Origin of the sequence: Bartonella sp. AU15XJBT (assembly GCF_028618615.1) — a bacterium.
GTDB lineage: Bacteria > Pseudomonadota > Alphaproteobacteria > Rhizobiales > Rhizobiaceae > Bartonella.
Genome location: NZ_JAQITG010000018.1, coordinates 1 through 22,128 on the forward strand (window position 1 = coordinate 1; position 22,128 = coordinate 22,128).

Sequence of the window (22,128 nt, forward strand, 5' to 3'; positions counted from 1 at the left end):
ATCTCATCAAACCAGAGGATATGGAATATAAATTCCGTCATGATATCCATGCCAATGAGATTGTTTTACTTGCCTATTACATAGCAGCCATTAACATTGAATCGACTTATCATAGTCTTATGAAAGGGAATTATATTCCCTTTAAGCATATTGGTTTAACCGATACGTTTCGGATGCTTGAAGAAAAGAACCTGCTACAGGAATTATTCAAAGAAAACAGTGAATATTTGGAACTTCAGAAAAATCTAAATATTAAAGTTATCTTTGGTAACCCCCCTTATTCAGTAGGACAAAAGAATGAAAACGATAATGCAAAGAATACACCTTATCCGATATTAGATGACCGCATTCGTGAAACTTATGCTGCTCAATCTAAAGTAACGAATATACGAGCGCTTTATGATAGTTATATCCGTGCCATTCGCTGGGCAAGCGACCGTATTAATAATGCTGGGATAATCGGCTTTGTTTCTGGTTCAAGCTATATAGAAAAGCCAACAATGGATAGTTTACGAAAATCTTTAGCCAAAGAATTTACGAGTATTTATGTACTTAATTTACGAGGTGATCTTCGTAAAAATATGTTAAGCAATGGAAATGCTCATGAAGGTGAGAATATTTTTGGCAATGGGAGTATGACTGGTATTGCCGTAACCTTATTTATCAAAAATCCCAATGCTTTTGGACCTTGTAAAATTTACTATCATGATATTGGAAATAATCACACAAGAGAAAAAAAGCTTAAGACAATTAAGGATTTTGGAAGCATTGATGGCATTACACGGAGTAAACAAGGTTGGAAAATAATTACACCAGACAAGCATGGCGATTGGCTTGGTCAACGTGATGACAGTTTCGAAACATTCCTAGCTATAGGTGATAAGAAACCTAATGGGAAAAAACTCTTTGAAACGTTTTCTCGTGGTATTATGACGAGTCGTGATTTTTGGGTTTATGACTCAAGCTATAAAGCTTTAGCTACCAACATGAGTAATATGATCACATTCTATAACAGCGAAGTGGAACGTTTTAATAATGCTTATGGACATATTGATCGCAAGATACGTAAAAATGCTGTAAATAATTTTGTCAATTCGGATGAAAGCAAAATTAGTTGGAGTCATAATCTCAAACGAGACTTGGACAAAGGCAAGACTTTTAACTTTGAAGGTGATTGCCTTACTCAAAGCCTTTATCGTCCTTTTACTAAGCAGTGGCTTTATTATAATCGGGATCTCAACGACGGTGTTTACAGAATGCCGCGTATATTCCCTATAGTGCAAGCAGTAAAGAATAAAGCAATACAAGTTTCTTCTATGGGAGCACGAAGTGGCTTTTCTGTTCTTATGACTAAAAATTTGCCTGACGTATGTGTAATTGATAATAGTCAATGCTTTCCAAGATATATTTATGAAGACACTCCGGTTTCAAAAAGTAAAAGTGAAAAACAATCACATTTATTTACAAACTCTACAGAAGAAAACAAAACCTCTGCTTTACAACGCCGTGATGCCATTACAGATGCGGGATTAGAACATTTTAAAGCAGCTTATCCGAATGAAACTATTACGAAAGATGATCTATTTTATTATGTTTACGGTCTACTTCATTCAGAAGATTACCGTACCCGTTATGCTCATAATTTATGTAAAGAGTTGCCTCGCATTCCTTGTGTAAAAACTGCTGAAGACTTTTGGAAGTTTGTGACAGCAGGGCGTGAACTGGGGCATTTACACGTGAATTATGAAACTATAGAGCCCTATCCAGTGACCTTTAAAAAGGGTAATCCAAAACAGATAGAGATCTCTAATCCAGGAAAGTTTTATTACGTGACTGAAATGAAATTCGCAAAAGCAGGTAAAGAGAAAGATAAATCAACTGTCATTTATAACAGCAATATCACAATGACAGATATCCCTCTTGACGCTTATAAGTATATCGTTAATGGTAAACCCGCTCTTGAATGGGTTATGGGGCGTCAATGTGTAAAGACTGATAAAAAGAGTGGCATTGTTAATGATGCCAATCGTTATGCTGTTGAAACCGTTGGCAATCCTGCTTATCCATTAGAGTTATTTCAAAGGGTTATTACTGTAAGTTTAGAGACAATGAAAATTGTTAAAAACCTACCAAAATTAGAAATTAGAGAAACTGAATAGACTTATAAAGCATGCTCACATAATGGGCATGCTAATCTTATTAAAGCCGCTTATGTATTAGTTTAAATAAAAGTTTATTTTATCATCTGTTATGAGATAACTAAGATAGGAAAGAATTACGTTATCAGAAATCCTTTAATGGACTTTTGTAAATTTTGTAAACGTATCATCTTGTGAATTGATTACCTATAATCTTAAAAGAGATAATTTATCATGCATTATTCTAAAAAGAAATCATTTGCACTTTTAGATACTTTTATTTGGATTGCTTTAAGACTTTTAAGAAATCCACTCTTAAAGTGAATACGCTTCTTTTGGATTGCCTTTAAAAGATTATATCGCAATCTCAAATGATAGCTTTATTGTTATCAGACGCTTTGTTTAAAAAGAGTTATGTATATTCATTTTCTTATATTACTTATAGGTTTTGTCTGTTTTTAAACCCCCCAAAACACCGACAAAACCCTCTTAGATATATATTAAAAATTGTATTTATGTGTTGTGTTTAATATAGGTTGTTTATTTGAAAGGTTAATTTATTGAAATATAATAACTTTTATTTTTGACTAAAAAATATATATAAAGGGGGGGGTAAAAAGACCCCCCAAAACCCCCATACCCCCCTAAACTCATAACCATAATAGTCTTAATAGGATTTCTTATCATTATAAACTGTCTTTTGAAAATTCACTTAATATGTTTTAAAATAACTTTTTACTCTTATTATTTTTTTAAGTACCAATCTTTAAATCTATAAATACGTCTTGATAGCATTTTTATGATTATAAACCGTTTCTTTTGAAAGGCTTTAAAGGATCACATGTTTTTTTTAAGACGTGGTTTAATCACTCACTAAAATCATAAGGTTATCTATTTAAATAAACTGATAAAATTCATACAAGGGATTTTAATAACGTAATCAGTTTTTACTTTCATACGCTTTTCATAAAGCACGTTTTAATCACTCACTAAAATCATCATTTTGTCAGTTCAATTTACTGACACATAACTGACAAGTTTTAATCAATTCACATCATTGGTTATCTTTAAAGATTGTACTATTGATATGAATTATGTCTTAAAAGTATTAAGATATTGAAATATAATGTTTTTAATTTTTACTCATTTAAAAAAAATAATATAGGCTTTAAAAGAACTGACAAGACTGACACGGTCTATTAAAAGCTATTTTGCTCATCTCTATAATTATTATTCTCTCTTTAGATATTTTCATAACGGTTTATAAATCACAATTATCCTATTTATCGTTTCTCTTATGAAAATAAAAAATGATGCCATGGCTATAAAGCAAATAACAGCTATAAAGCACGCGTGAAAAAAGCAGGCTTTCATAATCACATGCAAATGAAGGCATTGGTTATAAAAACAGTTCCTATAAAAAGCTGTTAAGTTGCAAATGTGTTATTAAAAGAAATTAACAGAAATCTTTAAAAACCATTTAGCAAAAAACAGATAAGTTATAAAGATAAAAATACGCATGATGAGAGCGTTTCTAAATATTATAAATGTATAGATTCAGAAAATAACGCAATCGTTTAAGAAAGCAAATAATATAGCGTTAAAAGCACATAAATATAAAAGAAGAAATTAATAAGCATATGATATTATCAACACGCAACGTATTTAAAAAATACAAAAAAATATCAAAAAAGATAAAATAATATTTGACAATAAATACGTATTTTGTTATACAAATATTCAAGTGATTCAAAACACTAAACATACAGTGGATAAACAACCAAAATTGTTTACTTCCTCTACAAAATTCGATTATTACAACGCTTTATATTATAAGTGTATGTATTTATGTCGGGTGTGCTTATGCCATACAATACCCTTATGGGAAAAGCATAGCAACGGACTGTATGCCGTGTTTTGAACGCCCGGCGCCCTTATAGGCTGTCAATTCAAAACTTTTTAAAACATACAGGTTTAACTATGACAAATATCTCAAACAACACCCCCGTTAATCAACAAGAGCCTGCAAAAAAATATGAATTTATTGATGATTGTGAATATATCGATGGTCATTTCTTAAAGCGAATTAGAGCCTTAAGAGATTTTGATGATGTCAAAAAAGGTGATTTAGGGGGGTATATTGAAAATGAAGATAACCTCTCTCATGATGGTAATTGCTGGGTTTACGATAAAGCACGCGTCTTTCAAAACGCAAGGGTTTATGACAATGCTAAAGTCAAAGGCTTTTTTGTTGATGTTTATGGCGATGCTCAAATTTATGGAAATGCTATTTTTCAAGGCATGGCAATAAATGATTATTGTGAGGTTTATGGCAATGCCCATGTTGAAAATGCTGTTATAATTGAAGGCAATGTTAAAATTTATGATAACGCCCGTGTAAGTGGTCATGCTCATATTTCTGATATGTCTGTTATTTGTGATGATGCTCATGTCGGTGGCAATGCAAAAATAAGCGATGGTGCTTATATCTGTGATCATTCTTATGTCGTTGATGATGCCGTGGTTTGTGGTTCTTATGTATCTGGCGATTCTTGTATTCATAGCGCCGCCTCTTTAACAGAAGATGATCAAATTCATGATGAGGCAATTCCAAGATTTGGTAGTGATGATGATTACTATCGTCATGAATATTATGACGAGGCAATGTAATTAATACTAGGCGCGGCGGGGGCGCCTCTCTTTCAAATTTTCCATTCCAAATTTTATCAAACATTTATCACATTAGATTGTGAGGGTCTTCTTATGTCTAAAAAATATGAATTAACCAATGAAATTAAACAAATTAAAAATATCTTTACTAAAGAGATTACAACTCTTTATCGCATTAAAGCATTAAAAGACTTTGCTGATGTTAAAGAAGGTACTTTGGGGGGCTTTATTGAAAAGGAAAGCAACCTCTCTCATGATGGTAATTGCTGGGTCTATGATAAGGCTTGTGTTTATAATAATGCCCATGTTTCTGATAATGCTAAAGTCTTAAATGAAGCTTATGTTTTCGATAATGCAAAAATTGAAGGCAATGCTAAAGTTTTTGATTGTGCAAGAATTTATGACAATGCAAGGGTTGCTGATCATGCCTTGGTTTTTGGAAGAACTTATGTTTACGATCATGCCTGCGTTTTGAATCATGCTGAAGTATCTGACAGGGCTGTTATAAAAGGTCATGCTAAAATCTATGATAATGCTTTATTAACTGGATATGCACAAGCTTATGGCAATGCAAGAATTTATGACAATGCTCAAGTTTGGTTTTTTGCTGTGGTTTGTGATGATGCTTCTATTTATGAAAATGCAAAAATTACAGGCTATACATACATTTGCGATAAAGTGAGTGTTTTTGGTAATTCATATATAGATACCAAAAAATTGAATGGTCATATCAAAATTTGTGATCACACCATAAAAGACGCTGCGTAAATAAGACGCGGGCGGTGCGGGGGGCGCCCCTCTTTCAAATTTCCCATTCCAAATTTTATCAAACGTTTATCACATTAGATTGTGAGGGTATCTTTATGTGCAAAAAATATGAATTAACTAGTGAAATTAAACAAATTAAAGATAGGATTACTAAACAGATTACAACTCTTTATCGCATTCGTGCTTTAAAAGATTTTGATGATATCAAAGCTGGCGATCTAGGCGGCTTTATTGAAAAGGAAAGCAACCTCTCTCATGATGGCAATTGCTGGGTGTATGATAATGCATGGGTTTATGGCTATGCCCGTATTTATGAAAATGCAAAAATACGCCATTTTTCTCAGGTCTGTGGTCATGTCTATGGCAATGCGGAGGTCTATGGAAAGGCTTTTATCTCTCAATATGCTAAAGTTTATGACAATGCTTGTGTCTATAGTAATGCACGTATATCTGGCTATGTTTATGGCAATGCCCATGTGAGTGGAAGCGCTCGTATTTATACAGAAGCCCATGTTTATGATAATGCGCATATTTCTTATAATGCTTGGGTTTATAATTATGCAAGGGTTTATGGGCATGCTCAGGTTTCTGGCTCTGTCTGTGTTTACAGCCATGCCAAGATTTATAACCATGCTATTGTCAAAGGTCATGCTAAAATTTATGGCAAGGTTTATGGCAATGTTATTGTAAGTGGCTATGCTGAGGTTTATGGCTCTGTTTATGGCAATGCCAAGGTTTCCTATCATGCCAAGGTCTGGGGTAAAGCCTATGGCAATGCAAAATTAAACAGTCAAAGTAAAGTAAGTGTCGTTCCTAAAAAATGTGAAGTTTATGAAAATGATAATATTATCAAAATTACGGATACAGACAAATAAATGACAAGCATGGGGGAGGCGTGCATTCTTTAATGGCTATAAACGCATATAAAATGCATTGCTAATAAACATATCATAAAAGAGAGAGTAAAATAAAAGAAAGCCGTGCCAATTGATATGACGCGGCTTTCAAATGTCGATTCTAATGATTAAAATTAATCACCTACATGGAGTAATGAATGCATATATACAAAACGTATCATATTGCAAGCGCTCTATGAGAGATATGAAAACTTATCAAAAGAAACGTAAACGATGCGTATGATCTTTAATCACTCATTTGAATAAGAGAGTGAATTTAGAACCTATAAACTCTCATATGGCTTCAAACGTATTAAGAATAACCCCTTTTTTTTAAAGAGATTCATTTAAAACAAAGCACATGATCATGACGCTTCTTTTAAAAACGTTTCAAAATATTAAGCTCAAAATTGAGCTTGAGTGAATTGAAAGAACTGACATTCTAAAATCAAACAAATCCAAACGCTTGGTAACTTTATCAATCCAATCAAAAGCAAATGTGTATTAAGTGAATATCTATAACAAAACCCATTTTTACATTTACGCGCGTTGATTTTTAAAACAATCTCTCATAAGACAAATAAACAAACGCTTTTATAAAATGTAAGGTTTTCAAGATTTTGCTTCTGCTGTGAAAGCTATAGCCTAGGTTTACTCAAAAGAGAAAATGTTCTTAAGCAAATAAAAGAATAATAAGCTTATAAAGCATCAGTTTCAAACGTTTAAACGTGCATTTAGAAAGCTTCTCATAAATGCCTTTTCTCTTTGCACTCAAACGTAACTTCTTTATAAATTAGCCGGTCCATTTTTGGGCTGGCAAAATCAACCACCCCAATTTTGGGGCATTATCCTTTAAATAGAGGCATTCTTTAAACAATATCGCTTTTGACTCCAAAATTGAGTAAAATTCCATGCCTTATGATGTTACAATGGTTTTGAATTTTTCTTACCTATCGTGTCTCAATAAGTACCCCCAAATTTGGGGTGACTAAAATCTCTCAATCCAAATTTGGATTGACCCTATTTGGCTTCGTATTTTTAAACGATAACTTTTAAAACGTTTTTTTCTTTCTTGCATTATGTCATTAAAAGGCTTTTGATTTCATAAGATATAACTTTTTGAATTTCATATCTGTTTATTTCCTTACTCCGGTAAAAAAATACCGTGTTTTAAAAGCGATCTTGTCTTTAAATCCTTTTATGCAATCTTTATAAATTAAACCTATAAGCTTATGACAATTTCAAACGATTATCCTCTAATAGATGATAAGATATTGCTATAATAAATATAGATTTTTTGCTTCCCAATTTTGGGAAACAATAATATTTTGTCTTTATACGATTAAACAAACCAATCATTAAAACAAGCTGTGATCTTTAAACGTATGTTCTTGAAAATTCCAAACAACTAAATTTTAAACAATGCGATTTTTAAGTGATAAAAACGTATCATAAAATTTATGAACTGTTATAAATGATATCGGCTTTTCATTTCATTTGAATACACACATGCGTTATAATATTTGCATCATGATTTGCTTTTTATGGTTTATTCATACATGGCAATCTTATCTAAAAAATGGTCAAATGAATCATGCATAAAAGTGTGGATTCCTAAGTGGATTCATATAAAATAATTTCATATAACACACTGAATTTATTATATTTTTATGGAATAAGCGTTTCCGGGATCTGGAAGTGCTGACTCAAAACAGCCTCTTGCTTTTAGTGCTGAGAGCACTTGGACATAACAAGAATTCCCGGAACTCAGAATTTGTCCGCAAAGCGGGTTCATTTTATACTCAGTTTTAGGGCTTCCAAGCCCTATTGATCGTCGCGTATATGACCAAAAACACAAGCTTTATTCATAAGGCAATTGCTTTTAATCGTCAACCAGAGCTATAGAAGTTGTTTTGGTTGCTTTTTGCAAAATTTACATGCAACTGTTGCAATGCCTCTTTTTATTTTGATGGGATTTTGGACAATTTCTTGGTGATCATTATGGGGGATATTTTAAATTGTAACTCTATGACTTTTATCCATTATCCATCTCTTTTGTATAGAAACGGAAGCTTGTTTTCGGCTTGCAAAAGCAAAAAGACTTTTTAGAGTAACGATAATATTGGGTGTTGGTAAAGAGAATGCTGGCGTGTCATGGGTCAGTTTTTAAAAAGATGGTATGAGCAAAAGAAAGTTTTTCATAGAGCAGTGATTGCTAATAGCTTGTTCCAGAAAAAATGAATAAAGATTTCTTATTTCTTATGCGTTATTTTTTCATCGTTTTGCAAAGGGCGCGCTTCTGAAGCAAGCATAATAGGAACGCCATCACGAATAGGATAGGCAAGTTTGGCTTTGAGAGAAATGAGCTCTTGTGTTTCTCGGTTGTAAGAGAGTGTGCCTTTCGTTATTGGGCAGACGAGCAATTCGAGCATTTTGGGATCTGTGGTCATTTTTTTCATGTTGGGACCGTTCATTAGTTTAAGCGGTAATCTGTGCCTGTTTGTTTCATGAGTGAGCGTTCTGTTAATGCAAGAAGAGTTTGGGCACGGCTTTCGATATCTGGTGCTTCAAGGAGAGCTTGTTTTTCTGCTGGTGTAAAGGGGATAAGAGCTGAAAAAGCATTAACCAATATAGGTGTGGGGGCTTCTATAATACTGCTCCAATTATATTCCATTTCATGTATGGTCAGATATTTCTCAACAACGTCGAGTAAGTTTTCTCGGTTAATGCTTTCTTCAATATCAAATTCTTGTAAATCTTTTATGTTTGATTGGATGAGAGCCGTTCGATAGGACTTTGTATTTGTTGTCAATTCTTGTTCTAAGGTGAAACGGCAAACACCTTGTAATATAATGAACAGTTGTCCATTGCCTGTTTCACTGTAGTTTGTAATGCGTCCTATACAGCCTGTTTTATAAAGTTGTTTAGAAAAGCGGCCTGTTTCCGATGAAAGGGGTTGAATAATGCCCAATAGACGATCAGTTACCATTACGTTTTCAATCATTTCAAGTGATTCTGGTTCAAAAATGTTGAGTGATAAAAAACCACCGGGTAGTAAGAGTGCACCTTCTAAAGGAAAAAGGGCAATTTGCTTTGGAAGATCATTTTCGCAATTGTAAGAAATATTACCAGCTTTCATGAGTATGTTGTGACCTTTATTCGGTAATTTTAGTCTGTCAATCATTGCATTTTATGATACTATTGAGAAAGCAGAAAATCCACTTCTTGTGCATTAAATCATACCTATAAAATACCTGAAGTCCTTATTCTTAAAAGAATATAAATCCCTATCGTTAAGGTTGAATTGCACAAAAAAGAATATTGCTTTGCGATCTTTTTAGTGTGTGACGTTTTGCATGATTTTCAAGGGGCATTTTTGTCTATAGCTTTTGATTTTTGTCTTAAATTTTTTAAAATGTGTACCTTACAATTTCCGTAAGCTTCAAAAGGAAGCTATTATAAATCTTTTGAAGCAGCTTATGCAAGTTTTAAAATGAGAACATTTTCATCACTTTACTAATGACAGTGTGATAAAGATAGGTTATAGGTTCAAATATGCTGGAAAGAGCGTTATCGTTTCTTTCATTCTTTTGCGGGAGAGTGCAGATTGCGAATTTTCGCATTGCCGCCGAAGGGGAAATAGCCCATAATCTCTCAGGCTTTAGGGACCGTAAAAGGAAGAAGGCAGATCTGGAAAGTCGGGAGAGCCCGCGCCGAAGGTGTAAGCGAAAGGTCTTTTCGCGAGTCTCTCAGGTTGATGACAGAGGGGTGCAGAGACGGCCATATTCTGTGGGCGTTAGCGCAGCTTTGGAGTTATTATGGGCACAGCACAAGAAACATCTTTTTTAAAAACACTTCCTTTATACGATTTGCATGAAAAAGCAGGAGCAAAATTTGGTGCTTTTGCGGGGTGGAACATGCCTTTAACTTATCCTCTTGGCGTTTTGAAAGAGCATCTTCATACGCGTGCACAAGCGGGACTTTTTGATATTTCTCATATGAAATTGATTGCTGTTGAAGGGGCACAAGCCGTGGAATTTTTATCCTATGCTTTTCCCATTGATGCAGCAGCTTTAAAAATTGGGCACTCACGGTATAATTACTTGCTTAATGAGCAGGCTGGTATTCTTGATGATCTTATCATTACCCGTTTGGAAGAGGGCCGTTTTATGTTGGTCGCCAATGCCGGTAATGCACAGGCTGATTTTGTAGAATTGGAAAAGCGTGCTGTTGATTTTGAATGTCAAGTGATTGCTCTTGAAAGGGTATTGCTTGCTCTTCAAGGTCCTGAAGCGGCTGCTGTTCTTGCTGATGCGGATTTACCAGGAAATGAATTGTTCTTTATGCAGGGATTCGAACCACAACAAGATTGGTTTATAACGCGTTCTGGGTATACGGGAGAAGATGGTTTTGAAATTGCTTTGCCTATAGGGCATGCGCATATGTTGGCTGAAAAATTGCTGAGTGATTCTCGTGTTGAGTGGATTGGACTTGCCGCACGCGATAGCTTACGGTTGGAAGCAGGATTGTGTTTGCATGGAAATGATATTACCCCTGATACGACGCCTATTGATGCGGCTCTAACATGGGCTGTTCCTAAAAGTGTTCGAGAAAAAGCACAGTTTTACGGTGCAAAGGCTTTTCTTGAAGCCCTGCAAAAAGGACCTGCGCGTTGTCGTGTTGGATTAAAACCGCAAACGCGCCAACCTATTCGTGCCGGTGCGGTGCTTCTCGATGATCAGGGCAAGGAGATTGGTGTGGTAACATCGGGCGGTTTTGGTCCTTCTTTTGATGGTCCTGTTGCGATGGGGTACGTCCCTGTTGCTTGTAAAGTTGAAGGAACAGAAGTCTTTACAGAACTGCGAGGCAAAAAAATTGCACTCTCAGTTCATTCACTTCCCTTTGTTGAACAACGTTATTTTAAAGGATGATTTTTTATGTCTAAAACTTATTTTACACAAGACCACGAATGGCTTAGCGTTGAAGGGCAAGTGGTGACTGTTGGGGTTACACATTATGCGCAAGAGCAATTAGGGGATTTGGTTTTTGTTGATTTACCACAAAGTGGTACAAAACTTTCCAAAGGGGAGGCGGCGGCTGTTGTGGAATCCGTTAAAGCAGCTTCAGATGTTTATTCTCCTCTTGATGGTGAAGTGGTCGAAATCAATGAGGCACTCACTGATAATCCTGAACTGGTAAACCAAAAAGCCGAAACAGAAGGCTGGTTATGGAAAATGACATTGCAGGATGAAACACAACTGGAAGAGTTGTTGGATGAAGATGCTTATAAAGCTTTGATTGGATGAGTGTGATGATCGAGCGTTCTTTTTCTTCTCGACATATTGGGCCTCGTCCTGATGAAACACAAAAAATGCTTGATGTTTTAGAGCTTGATTGTGTTGACACTCTCATTTCTCAAGCGGTTCCAAGCTCTATTCATTTGGGACGTTCACTAAACCTTCCCAAGGCTGCAAGTGAGAACCAAGCCTTAGAAGAACTCTCCAAAATGATGGAGCGTAATTGTGTGCATAAAAGTTTTATTGGGCAAGGATATCATGGAACTTATATGCCTCCGGTTATTTTACGAAATCTGTTTGAAAATCCAGCTTGGTATACCGCTTATACGCCTTATCAAGCAGAAATTAGTCAAGGTCGTTTAGAGCTTCTGTTTTATTTTCAGACTTTGATTAGTGAATTGACAGGTTTGCCTGTTGCTGCTGCTTCCCTTCTTGATGAAGCAACCGCTTTAGCGGAAGCCAATGCTCTTGCTTTTCGTTTTTTCCGTGAGAAAAAAACAAAAATTTCTCTTCAGAGTCTTTTGCACCCTCAGACTTTGAGTGTTGTGCAAACGCGTGCTGAAACACAAGGTATTCGAATTAGCCGTGAGAGGGAAATTTGTTCTGATACAGCGGCAATTGTTCTCTCTTGGCCCGATACAAAAGGTTCTTTTCATGATTACAGTGAGATCATAAAAGAAGCAAAGACAAACGGAGCGCTGGTTATCGTTGTAGCTGATCCTTTAGCGCTTACTCTTATGGAAGCACCAGCAAAATGGGGGGCAGATATTGTTGTTGGTTCTATGCAGCGTTATGGCGTCCCAATGGGGTTTGGTGGTCCGCATGCTGGTTACCTTGCGGTTAGTGATGCACTCACGCGTCTTATTCCAGGGCGTATTGTTGGTCAATCCGTGGATACGAGAGGGCGTGTGGGTTTTCGTTTAGCTTTGCAAACACGTGAACAACATATTCGGCGTGATAAAGCGACGTCAAATATTTGTACAGCTCAGGCTTTGTTGGCTAATATGGCAACCGCTTATGCTGTTTGGCATGGGCCAAAAGGTTTACAAGAAATTGCACAGCGAATTCATCATTTAACATGTCGTTTTGTTGCTGGTTTAGAGGCTGCAGGTGTTTCTTGTGAAGCAGAGTCTTTTTTTGATTGTATCAGCGTGGTTGTGAAGGGAAAAGCGCGAGAGATTGCGCGTCAAGCCAAGATAGATGGACGCCTTGTTCGTGTTTTTGATGATGACACCATTGCAATCAATTTTGATGAATTGTCGACAGAAGAAGATGCTTGTGCTTTAGCAAAGCTTTTGGGGGCACAACTTGTTGATCAAGTTTCTCCACGACTGTTTGGCAAAGAACGGGATGCTGCTTTTCTTTCTCAGCCTTTTTTTCATGCGGTTCATTCAGAGACAGATATGATGCGTTTTTTGCGTCGTTTGGCGGATAAAGATTTGGCGCTGGATCGGGCGATGATCCCTCTTGGTTCTTGTACAATGAAGCTTAATGCGGCGGCTGAATTGATGCCTGTGAGTTGGGCAAGCATGGCCAATATACACCCGTTTGTTTCACAAGAGGATGCGGCGGGTTATTTGGAGATGATCAATCAATTAAATGCGTGGTTGTGTGAAATTACAGGATTTGCGCAAGTCTCTTTTCAACCAAATTCTGGTGCTCAAGGTGAATATGCGGGGCTTTTGGCTATCCGACGCTATTACCACTCACGGGGAGAACATCAAAGGACAGTTTGTCTTATTCCAGCGTCTGCACACGGTACCAATCCAGCTTCGGCGCATATGGCAGGAATGGAAGTCATTGTCGTAAAATGTTTAAGCGATGGCGATGTTGATGTGGATGATCTCAAAATGAAAGCGCAATTGCATAAGGATAAATTGGCTGCTCTCATGATTACTTATCCTTCAACCCATGGTGTTTATGAGGAAAGCATTAAGGAGATTTGTTCTATTATTCATGAAAATGGCGGACAAGTTTATTTTGATGGTGCTAATCTCAATGCGCTTGTGGGGCTTGCGCGTCCGGCCGATATTGGTGCTGATGTTTGTCATATGAATCTGCATAAAACATTTGCTATTCCTCATGGAGGGGGGGGGCCTGGTATGGGGCCAATAGGGGTTGCAGCGCATCTTATGTCCTTTTTACCAGGGCATGAACAAGATGGCACAACCCATGCGGTTTCGGCGGCTCCTTATGGAAGTGCCTCTATTCTCGCAATTACGTGGATGTATATTCGAATGATGGGCGCTGATGGCTTAAAGTATGCAACACAAATAGCCATTTTAAATGCTAATTATATTGCTGCACGTCTTTCATCTGCTTATTCCATTCTTTATCGAGGCAAACATGGACGTGTTGCTCACGAATGTATTGTGGATACACGTGTGTTGAAAGATCAGTATGGGGTCAGTGTTGATGATATTGCAAAACGTCTCATTGATTATGGATTTCATGCGCCCACGATGTCGTTTCCTGTTCCGGGAACTTTGATGATTGAGCCAACGGAATCAGAACCAAAAGCAGAGATTGATCGACTTTGTGATGCATTACTCTCTATTGCTGAAGAAGCCAAAAAGGTTGGGAACGGGGTTTGGCCAAAAGACAATAATCCATTGGTGAATGCCCCTCATACAGTAGCAGATACTTTAGATGATGCTTGGAAGCGACCCTATTCGCGACAAGAAGCTGCTTTTCCCAATAGCTCCCTTGATCCAGCCAATAAATATTGGCCTCCTGTATCGCGTATTGATAATGTTGCAGGAGACAGAATGCTTATTTGTTCGTGTCCACCATTGGGGAATAGCTATTAAATAAAAATATATATTCAATTTGTTTATTTGCGTAAAAAAAGCCCACACAAAAGGTGTGGGCTTTGTACTTATTGATCATGTTACTCTAGCGCTATTTATCTGTTTTCTAGAATTTCCCCTTGTTTTTATAACATGAACGAAATCGAAAAAGTTGACAAAAAAGCTGTGGCTTATAGGCGATAGGTATGCTCTCCTTTGTCTTCTATCGTATGATTTAGTTTTAGTGATTAGGCGCATCGGTTGTTTCTAGTCAGCCAATCCACATAAACGAAAGCGAAACTTATGGGGACAGGGGCCAGTTTATTGCATGGGGTGTAACATCATCCTACTCTTGCCAAGGTGATTACGACCTATTGCAGAAAAAATAAAAACAATTTTAGTGCTTCTGATAATAAAGGCAGGCGAAATTCTGTTGTCGCATCTCGTCAGTCTTTCATATTTTCGAGCTAAGATTTCGAGCCAAGAATTGTCTCAATATTTCTCTTTAATCTGCTCTTTATGAATATGACGCAAAAATATGTACGAAGCCCTGTAAGAATAAGTAAACGCAAAGTCAAATTGTGTCATGGTTGCTTTTTACAGAGCCTCTTGTAAAACAACGGTACATCTTTCCAGTTCATTGCAGGTCATTCTTGACTTTATGGCATTATTTTCCTGAGAGTGGGTATGCTTTAGCTGTTGCCTATCAATCCACATCCAAACTTAACACAGCAGCATATTTGCGGCAGAGATTGAAGAAAAAAAGAGCTTTAGGAGCAAGTTCCAGCTTTTGTATGCCAGATGATGGCGAGGGGATTGCGTATCTCTGTTGGCGTAATCTTTAAAACTAGAAGACAATCTCATTTTGGAAAAATGTAAAAGCTGTAAAGATGAAAATCAATCCCCAGTTTGTCATTTCTTTTTAATTCAGCGTTACGGCTTTCAAAAGCATCTAAAACAATGTTTTTTAATAATGGAGCTTCCACATTGCCTCATGCTTTTGTTTATTGTGTTCTTTAATGAGGTCACGACCCTCATGTAAAATAGAATGCTCCAAACAGAATATACTTGGGTTATTGATTCACGTGTTTTTTTTAAAGAGACCTTTCGCTTCCAATCTTATTTTGCGATGGCGGCTTGTGAAGGGTATATCGTACAAATCTATTGGGTATCCCATCTTTACGCTTGTGAAGGCGTAATCCGGCATATCACACACTTTAAATCACAGACTGCGCAAGAGCGCCTAATGGTATAACCTTTGGCACTTGAGATGGTTTATAAGGGTCTTATTCCTTATCTTAAATCATTTTTATCTATACGCAATCCAGCTTGTGGTATGCAAAAGAATAAATTTGTTGCTTCACGATGAACGAGGGAAAAAGGTTAGAAATAAGAGAAACTTATGAGATTGGCTTTTTCGTTTGATATGGAGAGAATGAAAATTTTGATTTAATTGGGCTTTCATTTTTAAAACTTGGCAATGGATACTTTTTCGTTAATTTATGCGAGAAAGAGGTTCAATTTGTGTGTTTTTGGTGAAGCCCATGTTTATAAAACAATCTATCAGCTTGTCTATTTGGGGATCTTTGTGAATGTGCAGTGTCTCATGACCATTTTATGCGATTGTTTGTTGTAAAATCTTTCGGTGAAGCTTTTTGATTTTCTAAGATAATGATTTTTATCAGTTTATTTTTTTAAAGAGTCTTTCATGTGTAAATGTATTTATAGCGTGATCCAAGAGACGTTAGAATTTCATTGGGAAGGGTGTTGGCATCTATAGATACTTTTTCAAGTGTTTGATGGGGTCCAATGAGTTCGATCCAGTCACCGGTTTGAGGTTTTTGATCAAGATCGGTTGTATCTACAATAATGGAATCCATAGAAACGCGTCCAACCATGGGAAGTTTGTTCCCATTGAAATAAACGGTTCCTTTATTCGAAAGAGCACGCAGCCAACCATCTGCATAGCCAATAGAAATGGTGGCAAGAGTACTTGGTCTATTGGTTATAAAGCTTTCTCCATAACCAACAGGTGTGCCTACACCAACAACACGGTTTTGAAGGACTTGGGCTTCAAGTTTTAAAACAGGTTTTAGAAGGGATGGGTGTTTTTCTGAGGGGGCGATTCCGTAAAGTGCAATACCGGGACGAACAAGATCAAAATAAAAATCTGATCCTAAAAAAATACCTCCAGAATTGGCAAAAGAAACTCTGCAGGGCGGCAATTGTGAAAGGGCAGTTTTGAAAGAAGTTAATTGGGCATAATTTGATGGGTGGGTATCATCTTCTCCGTTAGAAAGGTGACTGAGAATATATTTTATTTCCGCTTTTTCGAAAATTTTAGGGTGTTTGATGAGTTTTTGTAATTCTTTTTGATCAAGTCCCAATCGATTCATATGGGTATCGATTTGAACAATTGCGGGAAATTTTTTATCTTTTTTTTGACAAATTTTTTGCCAATTTTCAATGGCATTCCAAGAGTTCAGAACAGGCACAATACCAGACTGTGCAACAAACTCTTCTGCTAAGTGTGGAAGCCCATTCAGAAGAGCAATCGTGACATTTGATGGTAAAATGCTTTTTAAGTGCAATGCTTCTCTAATTTGGGCGACAAAAAAAGTACGACAACCAGCTTGATAAAGGGCAGGAGCAATTTTGTGAGCGCCTAGACCATAGGCATTTGCTTTGACAACTGCTGAACATTCTGTTGGCGCTACACGTTTGGCTAAAGTGATATAATTGGCAACAATGGCACTGACATCAATGGTTGCTACAGCTGTATAGAGTGATGTGTTTATTTCATCATTAACGGATTTGTTCATTTTAAAATCTTATCTTTGTTCATGAGTACGGAGTTTTTGAGGTTTATCTCATAGAGATTCCTTATGATATAGAGAAATATACTGTTTTCTATGATCAAAATCATAAGTTTCCCATACTGAATGATGCACCATGAAAGTCGTTTTTTATGTAAAATGGTACTCTGGATATAAAAGATATTTTAGTTTTATTTGTGTTGTTATCAACACAGTGTCTTTTAATAATTGATAAAACATAGACTTTTGTTTTTTACTTATTTTCTCTTGTTGAGGCATATTAAAAAAATAAAGCATCATTTATTGTATTGTATCATTTTGAAGAGTGCAATGTTATGCTTTTGTTGCAGGTGGGAGTGTTTCTCTTAAAACAAGCATGGCTTGATATTAAGAGAATATGAAATGATAAATTTTCACCCTCAATCAATGAATTACAAGCAATGACTTACAGTTTTTTACTACGATGAGGAGGGTAATCACTCATCTAGGCAATTTTGGACGTCGTCTTATGCACTTACAGTTATTTTTGTCAAATGGGTAAAGAGTGTGTAAACTAATTGCTGATATATTAAAAGCCTTAGATTTGGATATTATTTGTTTTCAAGATGGATTGGGTATTCAATATTGGCTCTCTATCTTTTGGTTGGTTCTCATTGAAATCAATTTTAGTGATTATAGAGCGCGTTAGATTCATTTATTTATGGAAAGAGCTGTATAAAAAGGTCAGAAAACAATGGATGTAATGTTGGAATTTTGTTGGGGGGGCGGTTATCGTTCAGTCAACAAAATTTTATCTCTCTTATTTAAATTTTTGGTCATAAATTTTGTACAGCGAAAGAGTATTATAGCGTTATGATGCATATATGCATTATGTGTGAATAAAGTGGAAAAAAGTGCAGTGATTGTTTAATTCTCAATTTTTTCTTTGAATATGATTTATATTTGTATTTTCTTCATCCAATTAATTTTGACATAAAAGTGTTAATCTTGAGACTTTTGTTTTAAGAAAATTGTTGGCAGATGGTTATGCAAGTACTATATCACGTCAAGGATTCGAAATTTAACGTTCAATAAAGATATGGGGAAGAGTATGAATACGTCTGCTACCAATGTTCCGTTAAATAGCAGCAGCGTTGCTTCAAATTTTCCGATTCCTGAGAATGTATTTGCTCTTACCGTCCAAGAGGTTTGTCACTATACGGATCGATTATTTAAATTCCGCTTGAATCGTCCGGAAAGTTTTCGTTTTCGTTCGGGTGAATTTGTTATGATCGGTTTGCCAAATGCAGAAAAGCCGGTTTATCGCGCTTATTCGATTGCAAGTCCCTTTTGGGATGAACAGCTTGAGTTTTTTTCAATAAAAGTTCCAGGAGGGCCATTAACCGAGCATCTGCAAAAAATTAAAATTGGTGATATAGTTCTCATGCGTAAAAAACCTACAGGAACGCTGGTTCTTGATGCTCTTATTCCTGGAAAACGCCTTTATCTTCTTTCAACGGGTACGGGGGTTGCTCCTTTTGCAAGCCTTATTCGTGATCCTGATACTTATGAAAAATTTTCAGAAGTTATTCTTATTCAAACAACGCGTGAAAAGAATGAGTTGACTTATGCAAAAGACATTGTTTGCTCTTTGCAACAAGATCCACTCATTGGGGCATATGCACAACAATTGAAATTTTATCCTATGACCACTCGTGAACCTTCCGAGCATATGGGCCGTATTACCACTGTTATGGAGAATGGGTGCTTTTTTGAAACCACGGGACTTCCCAAAATTCATCCTGATGAAGATCGGGTGATGATTTGTGGTTCGATGGCGATGTTAAAAGATTGCGCAAGGATGTGTGAAGGTTTTGGTCTTGTTGAAGGGGCCAATAATGCTCCCGCGACTTATGTTGTAGAGCGTGCTTTTGTAGAGTGATGGTGGGGGCTGGTGTTTTTTAACAACAACCGGTCTGCCCAAAATTCATCCTGATGAAGATCGGGTGATGATTTGTGGTTTCATGGCAGGTGTTAAAAGATTGCGCAAGGATGTGTGAAAGCTTTGGTCTTGTTGAAGGGGCCAATAATGCTCCCGCATCTTCATGTTGTAGAGCGTGCTTTTATAGGGTAATGGTGGGGGCTGGTGTTTTTTAACAACAACCGGTCTGCCCAAAATTCATCCTGATGAAGATCGGGTGATGATTTGTGGTTTCATGGCAGGTGTTAAAAGATTGCGCAAGGATGTGTGAAAGCTTTGGTCTTGTTGAAGGGGCCAATAATACTCTCGCATCTTCATGTTGTAGAGCGCGCTTTTTTCGAGAGAGAGGAGAGTTGTGATGCAGTATGTGCTAATGCACTAATCGCATCCCAATCCTTTATTGCGATGAGCTGTTGGGGTGTTATCCAAGAACCGCCAACACAAAAAACGTTAGGAAGTTGGAGCCATTGTGTTGCACTTTTTTGTGTTATACCACCCGTAGGGCAAAAGAAGATTTCAGAGAAAGGAGATGCTAATGCTTGGATGAAGGAAAGGCTTCCAGCGGCTTCAGCTGGGAAAAATTTAAGATATGAATAGCCTTTGTCTAATGCTTGCATGAGTTCACTTGGGGTCATTGCACCAGGAAGAAGGGGAATTTCACTATTTTTTGCACAATTGATTAATTCATTTGATAATCCAGGGCTTACAATAAACTTTGCTCCAGCTTGTTCTGCTTGTTCGTAGTGTGTTGTGTTGAGAATTGTTCCGGCTCCAACAATTGCTTCAGGGATTTCTTGTGTAATTGTCTGAATTGCTTTTAGGGCATTTGGTGTTCGCAAGGTGATCTCAATTGTTTTTAATCCGCCTTTGACAAGAGCGCGTGCTAAGGGTACAGCACTTTGTATATTGTCAATAAGCAAAACAGGTATAACGGTTTGTCCTTGGAGATATAATAAAAGCTTTTCTCTTTTTTGACACATGATATTCTTTCTTTTTGGAAATGATATTGTTTATATCGTTTGATTAAGCACAATATGTTAAAGAGTACGTGAATAGATCTTGAAATTGAATGAAACGCGCGTTATGGCAAAATACATGGAAAAGAATTTTAAAGTTGCTGCACTTTATTGCTTTGCAGATTTGAAGCATTATCGTCAATTACAAAAGCCTTTGCAGGATTTATGTCAAGCAAAGGATATCAAAGGGACCCTGCTTTTAGCACAAGAGGGAATTAATGGAACTGTTGCTGGTTCTTGTGAAGCGATTGAGGCGTTGGTCGATTTTATTACGGCTGAGCCTGCGTTTCAAACACCGGAGATTAAATATTCATGGGCATCAAAAATGCCTTTTCATCGCATGAAAGTACGGTTGAAAAAAGAAATTGTGACAATGGGGGTTGAAGGGGTTGATCCGCTAAAAGTTGTTGGTACTTATGTGGATCCTGAAGATTGGAATGCTCTTATTCAAGATGAAGAGACAATTTTGATCGATACACGGAATGATTATGAATATGCCATTGGGAGCTTTCAAGGAGCGATTGATCCGCAGATTAAAACATTTCGCGAATTTCCTGAATGGGTGCGTCAACATGAAGCTGATTTAAAGGGAAAAAAGAAAATTGCTATGTTTTGTACAGGCGGTATTCGGTGTGAAAAATCAACAGCTTATGTTCGTGAACTTGGTTATGAGCAAGTGTACCATTTAAAAGGAGGAATTTTAAAATATTTAGAAAAAATTCCAAAAGAAGAAAGTTTATGGTGGGGAGAATGCTTTGTTTTTGATGAACGTGTTTCTGTTCAACATGGTCTTGAAGAATGTGGGCGCGAACTTTGTCGTGCGTGTCGTTCTCCTCTGAATGCTGAAAGTAAATTATCGCCTCATTATGAGGAAGGTGTTTCTTGTGAGGCTTGTTATAACACACGTAGTGAAGCTGATAGAGAGCGCTTTCGCGAGCGCCATAGGCAGTTCCAATTGTTGAAGTTACGTGCAATTGATGCTCATCAAGGGACGTAAGGATATCGTCGTCTAGGGCTTTAAATTTTAGCGTTTTTCTCTTAAATTGAAGAGAAAAGAGTTTTTAATATTGGTAGGAAAATATTTTATAAGACCGGATGTTATTCGGTCTTTTTGTTTACGTTAAATTATTTGATTTATAAATAATCATTATAGATCGTTTGCTCTCCTTTATTTTATAGGATTGAGTTTTCAAATACTTTTCATTTTAAAATAGAAAAGCTGTTCATTAAAAGCGTCGGGGAAGGAGATCTGTAGCTTAAGAGAAAAGCGTGTGAATGAATAAATGACTCGCTTAAGAGAAGATGAAAAAGCAGCTGTAAGGTTTAAGAGAAATAGAATGTTAATAGGAGCTTATGTTTTAATAATTTAAATATAGCACATTGATTTATAAAGATAATTTATTTTTCTTTGAATCAAAGAGTTGAATACCTTAAACGTTATTGCTTTCAGATTGTGATGACGAATCACATGAATTCCATTCACTTGTATGTTACATAGGGGGCAATGTGTGGGAAAAAAACATTTAATATAATATGGTGCATCTCAATGTGGGCGTTTCTGTAATATTGGGAGTTGGCAGATAGAATGGGGTGTTGGTTTGTAACTTCATAAGCATAAATGATGATCATGTGCAGTTGAGTTATACCATACCAGCTCTATTATACGGGGGATTTTGCATGGTATCTTGCTTAAGGATGCGGTGAAATGGACGTTGGAAACACGGATTTTTAGGATATCAATGAGCAAGATAATAGTATTTTGTTGGGGGCAAGGATAT

The 22,128-nt window shown here is 36.6% G+C and carries 14 protein-coding genes and 1 riboswitch; of the genes, 10 read left to right on the forward strand and 4 right to left on the reverse strand.

Features of this window, described 5'->3' with window-relative positions; genetic code table 11:
• From PVV57_RS07515 to PVV57_RS07530, 4 genes are all read left to right on the forward strand, one after another.
• A partial coding sequence (locus PVV57_RS07515; protein ID WP_342753459.1) for a type ISP restriction/modification enzyme occupies positions 1-2,159 on the forward strand: 2,159 nt, incomplete at its 5' end.
• 1,959 nt (positions 2,160-4,118) lie between these two features.
• Positions 4,119-4,808 carry a hypothetical protein gene (locus PVV57_RS07520; RefSeq protein ID WP_273783743.1) on the forward strand — a complete coding sequence of 230 codons (690 nt, stop codon included), beginning with the start codon at positions 4,119-4,121 and terminating at the stop codon, positions 4,806-4,808.
• Positions 4,809-4,901: 93 nt separating this feature from the next.
• A complete protein-coding gene (locus PVV57_RS07525) occupies positions 4,902-5,576 on the forward strand; it encodes a hypothetical protein (protein ID WP_273783745.1) in 675 nt (224 codons plus the stop codon).
• Between the two features lie 95 nt (positions 5,577-5,671).
• Positions 5,672-6,451 (forward strand): hypothetical protein, encoded by a 780-nt coding sequence (locus tag PVV57_RS07530; RefSeq protein WP_273719245.1) that lies wholly within the window; start codon positions 5,672-5,674, stop codon positions 6,449-6,451.
• 2,273 nt (positions 6,452-8,724) lie between these two features.
• Here the strand turns inward: PVV57_RS07530 and PVV57_RS07535 are convergent.
• Both PVV57_RS07535 and PVV57_RS07540 read right to left on the reverse strand, forming a co-directional pair.
• Positions 8,725-8,931 carry a Trm112 family protein gene (locus PVV57_RS07535; protein ID WP_273719246.1) on the reverse strand — a complete coding sequence of 69 codons (207 nt, stop codon included), beginning with the start codon at positions 8,929-8,931 and terminating at the stop codon, positions 8,725-8,727.
• 14 nt (positions 8,932-8,945) lie between these two features.
• Positions 8,946-9,611 (reverse strand): LON peptidase substrate-binding domain-containing protein, encoded by a 666-nt coding sequence (locus tag PVV57_RS07540; protein WP_273783746.1) that lies wholly within the window; start codon positions 9,609-9,611, stop codon positions 8,946-8,948.
• Positions 9,612-10,055: 444 nt separating this feature from the next.
• A riboswitch (glycine riboswitch) is annotated at positions 10,056-10,153 on the forward strand.
• A gap of 137 nt (positions 10,154-10,290) precedes the next feature.
• On the opposite strand from PVV57_RS07540, the gene gcvT reads away from it, so the two are divergent.
• From gcvT to gcvP, 3 genes are read left to right on the forward strand one after another with little or no spacing between them, the layout of a single operon-like run.
• Entirely contained in the window at positions 10,291-11,403 is a 1,113-nt protein-coding gene (gcvT, locus tag PVV57_RS07545; RefSeq protein WP_273719248.1) for a glycine cleavage system aminomethyltransferase GcvT, read from the forward strand.
• A 6-nt stretch (positions 11,404-11,409) separates the two neighbouring features.
• Positions 11,410-11,778 carry a glycine cleavage system protein GcvH gene (gene gcvH, locus PVV57_RS07550; protein ID WP_273719249.1) on the forward strand — a complete coding sequence of 123 codons (369 nt, stop codon included), beginning with the start codon at positions 11,410-11,412 and terminating at the stop codon, positions 11,776-11,778.
• Between the two features lie 5 nt (positions 11,779-11,783).
• Positions 11,784-14,579 (forward strand): aminomethyl-transferring glycine dehydrogenase, encoded by a 2,796-nt coding sequence (gcvP, locus tag PVV57_RS07555; protein WP_273783748.1) that lies wholly within the window; start codon positions 11,784-11,786, stop codon positions 14,577-14,579.
• 1,685 nt (positions 14,580-16,264) lie between these two features.
• On the opposite strand, the gene alr is transcribed toward gcvP, so the two are convergent.
• A complete protein-coding gene (gene alr / locus PVV57_RS07560; RefSeq protein WP_273719250.1) occupies positions 16,265-17,380 on the reverse strand; it encodes an alanine racemase in 1,116 nt (371 codons plus the stop codon).
• 538 nt (positions 17,381-17,918) lie between these two features.
• Between alr and PVV57_RS07565 the strand changes: the two genes are divergently transcribed.
• Together PVV57_RS07565 and PVV57_RS07570 are read left to right on the forward strand one after the other, a co-directional pair.
• Complete coding sequence (locus PVV57_RS07565; RefSeq protein ID WP_273719251.1) at positions 17,919-18,062, forward strand: hypothetical protein; 144 nt, start codon at positions 17,919-17,921, stop codon at positions 18,060-18,062.
• Between the two features lie 402 nt (positions 18,063-18,464).
• Complete coding sequence (locus PVV57_RS07570; RefSeq protein ID WP_273783747.1) at positions 18,465-19,295, forward strand: ferredoxin--NADP reductase; 831 nt, start codon at positions 18,465-18,467, stop codon at positions 19,293-19,295.
• A gap of 353 nt (positions 19,296-19,648) precedes the next feature.
• On the opposite strand, the gene eda is transcribed toward PVV57_RS07570, so the two are convergent.
• Positions 19,649-20,314 carry a bifunctional 4-hydroxy-2-oxoglutarate aldolase/2-dehydro-3-deoxy-phosphogluconate aldolase gene (gene eda, locus PVV57_RS07585; protein ID WP_273719253.1) on the reverse strand — a complete coding sequence of 222 codons (666 nt, stop codon included), beginning with the start codon at positions 20,312-20,314 and terminating at the stop codon, positions 19,649-19,651.
• A gap of 115 nt (positions 20,315-20,429) precedes the next feature.
• Here eda and PVV57_RS07590 point away from each other — a divergent pair, with 115 nt between their 5' ends.
• Complete coding sequence (locus tag PVV57_RS07590) at positions 20,430-21,347, forward strand: rhodanese-related sulfurtransferase (RefSeq protein WP_273719254.1); 918 nt, start codon at positions 20,430-20,432, stop codon at positions 21,345-21,347.
• Positions 21,348-22,128: the final 781 nt, after the last annotated feature.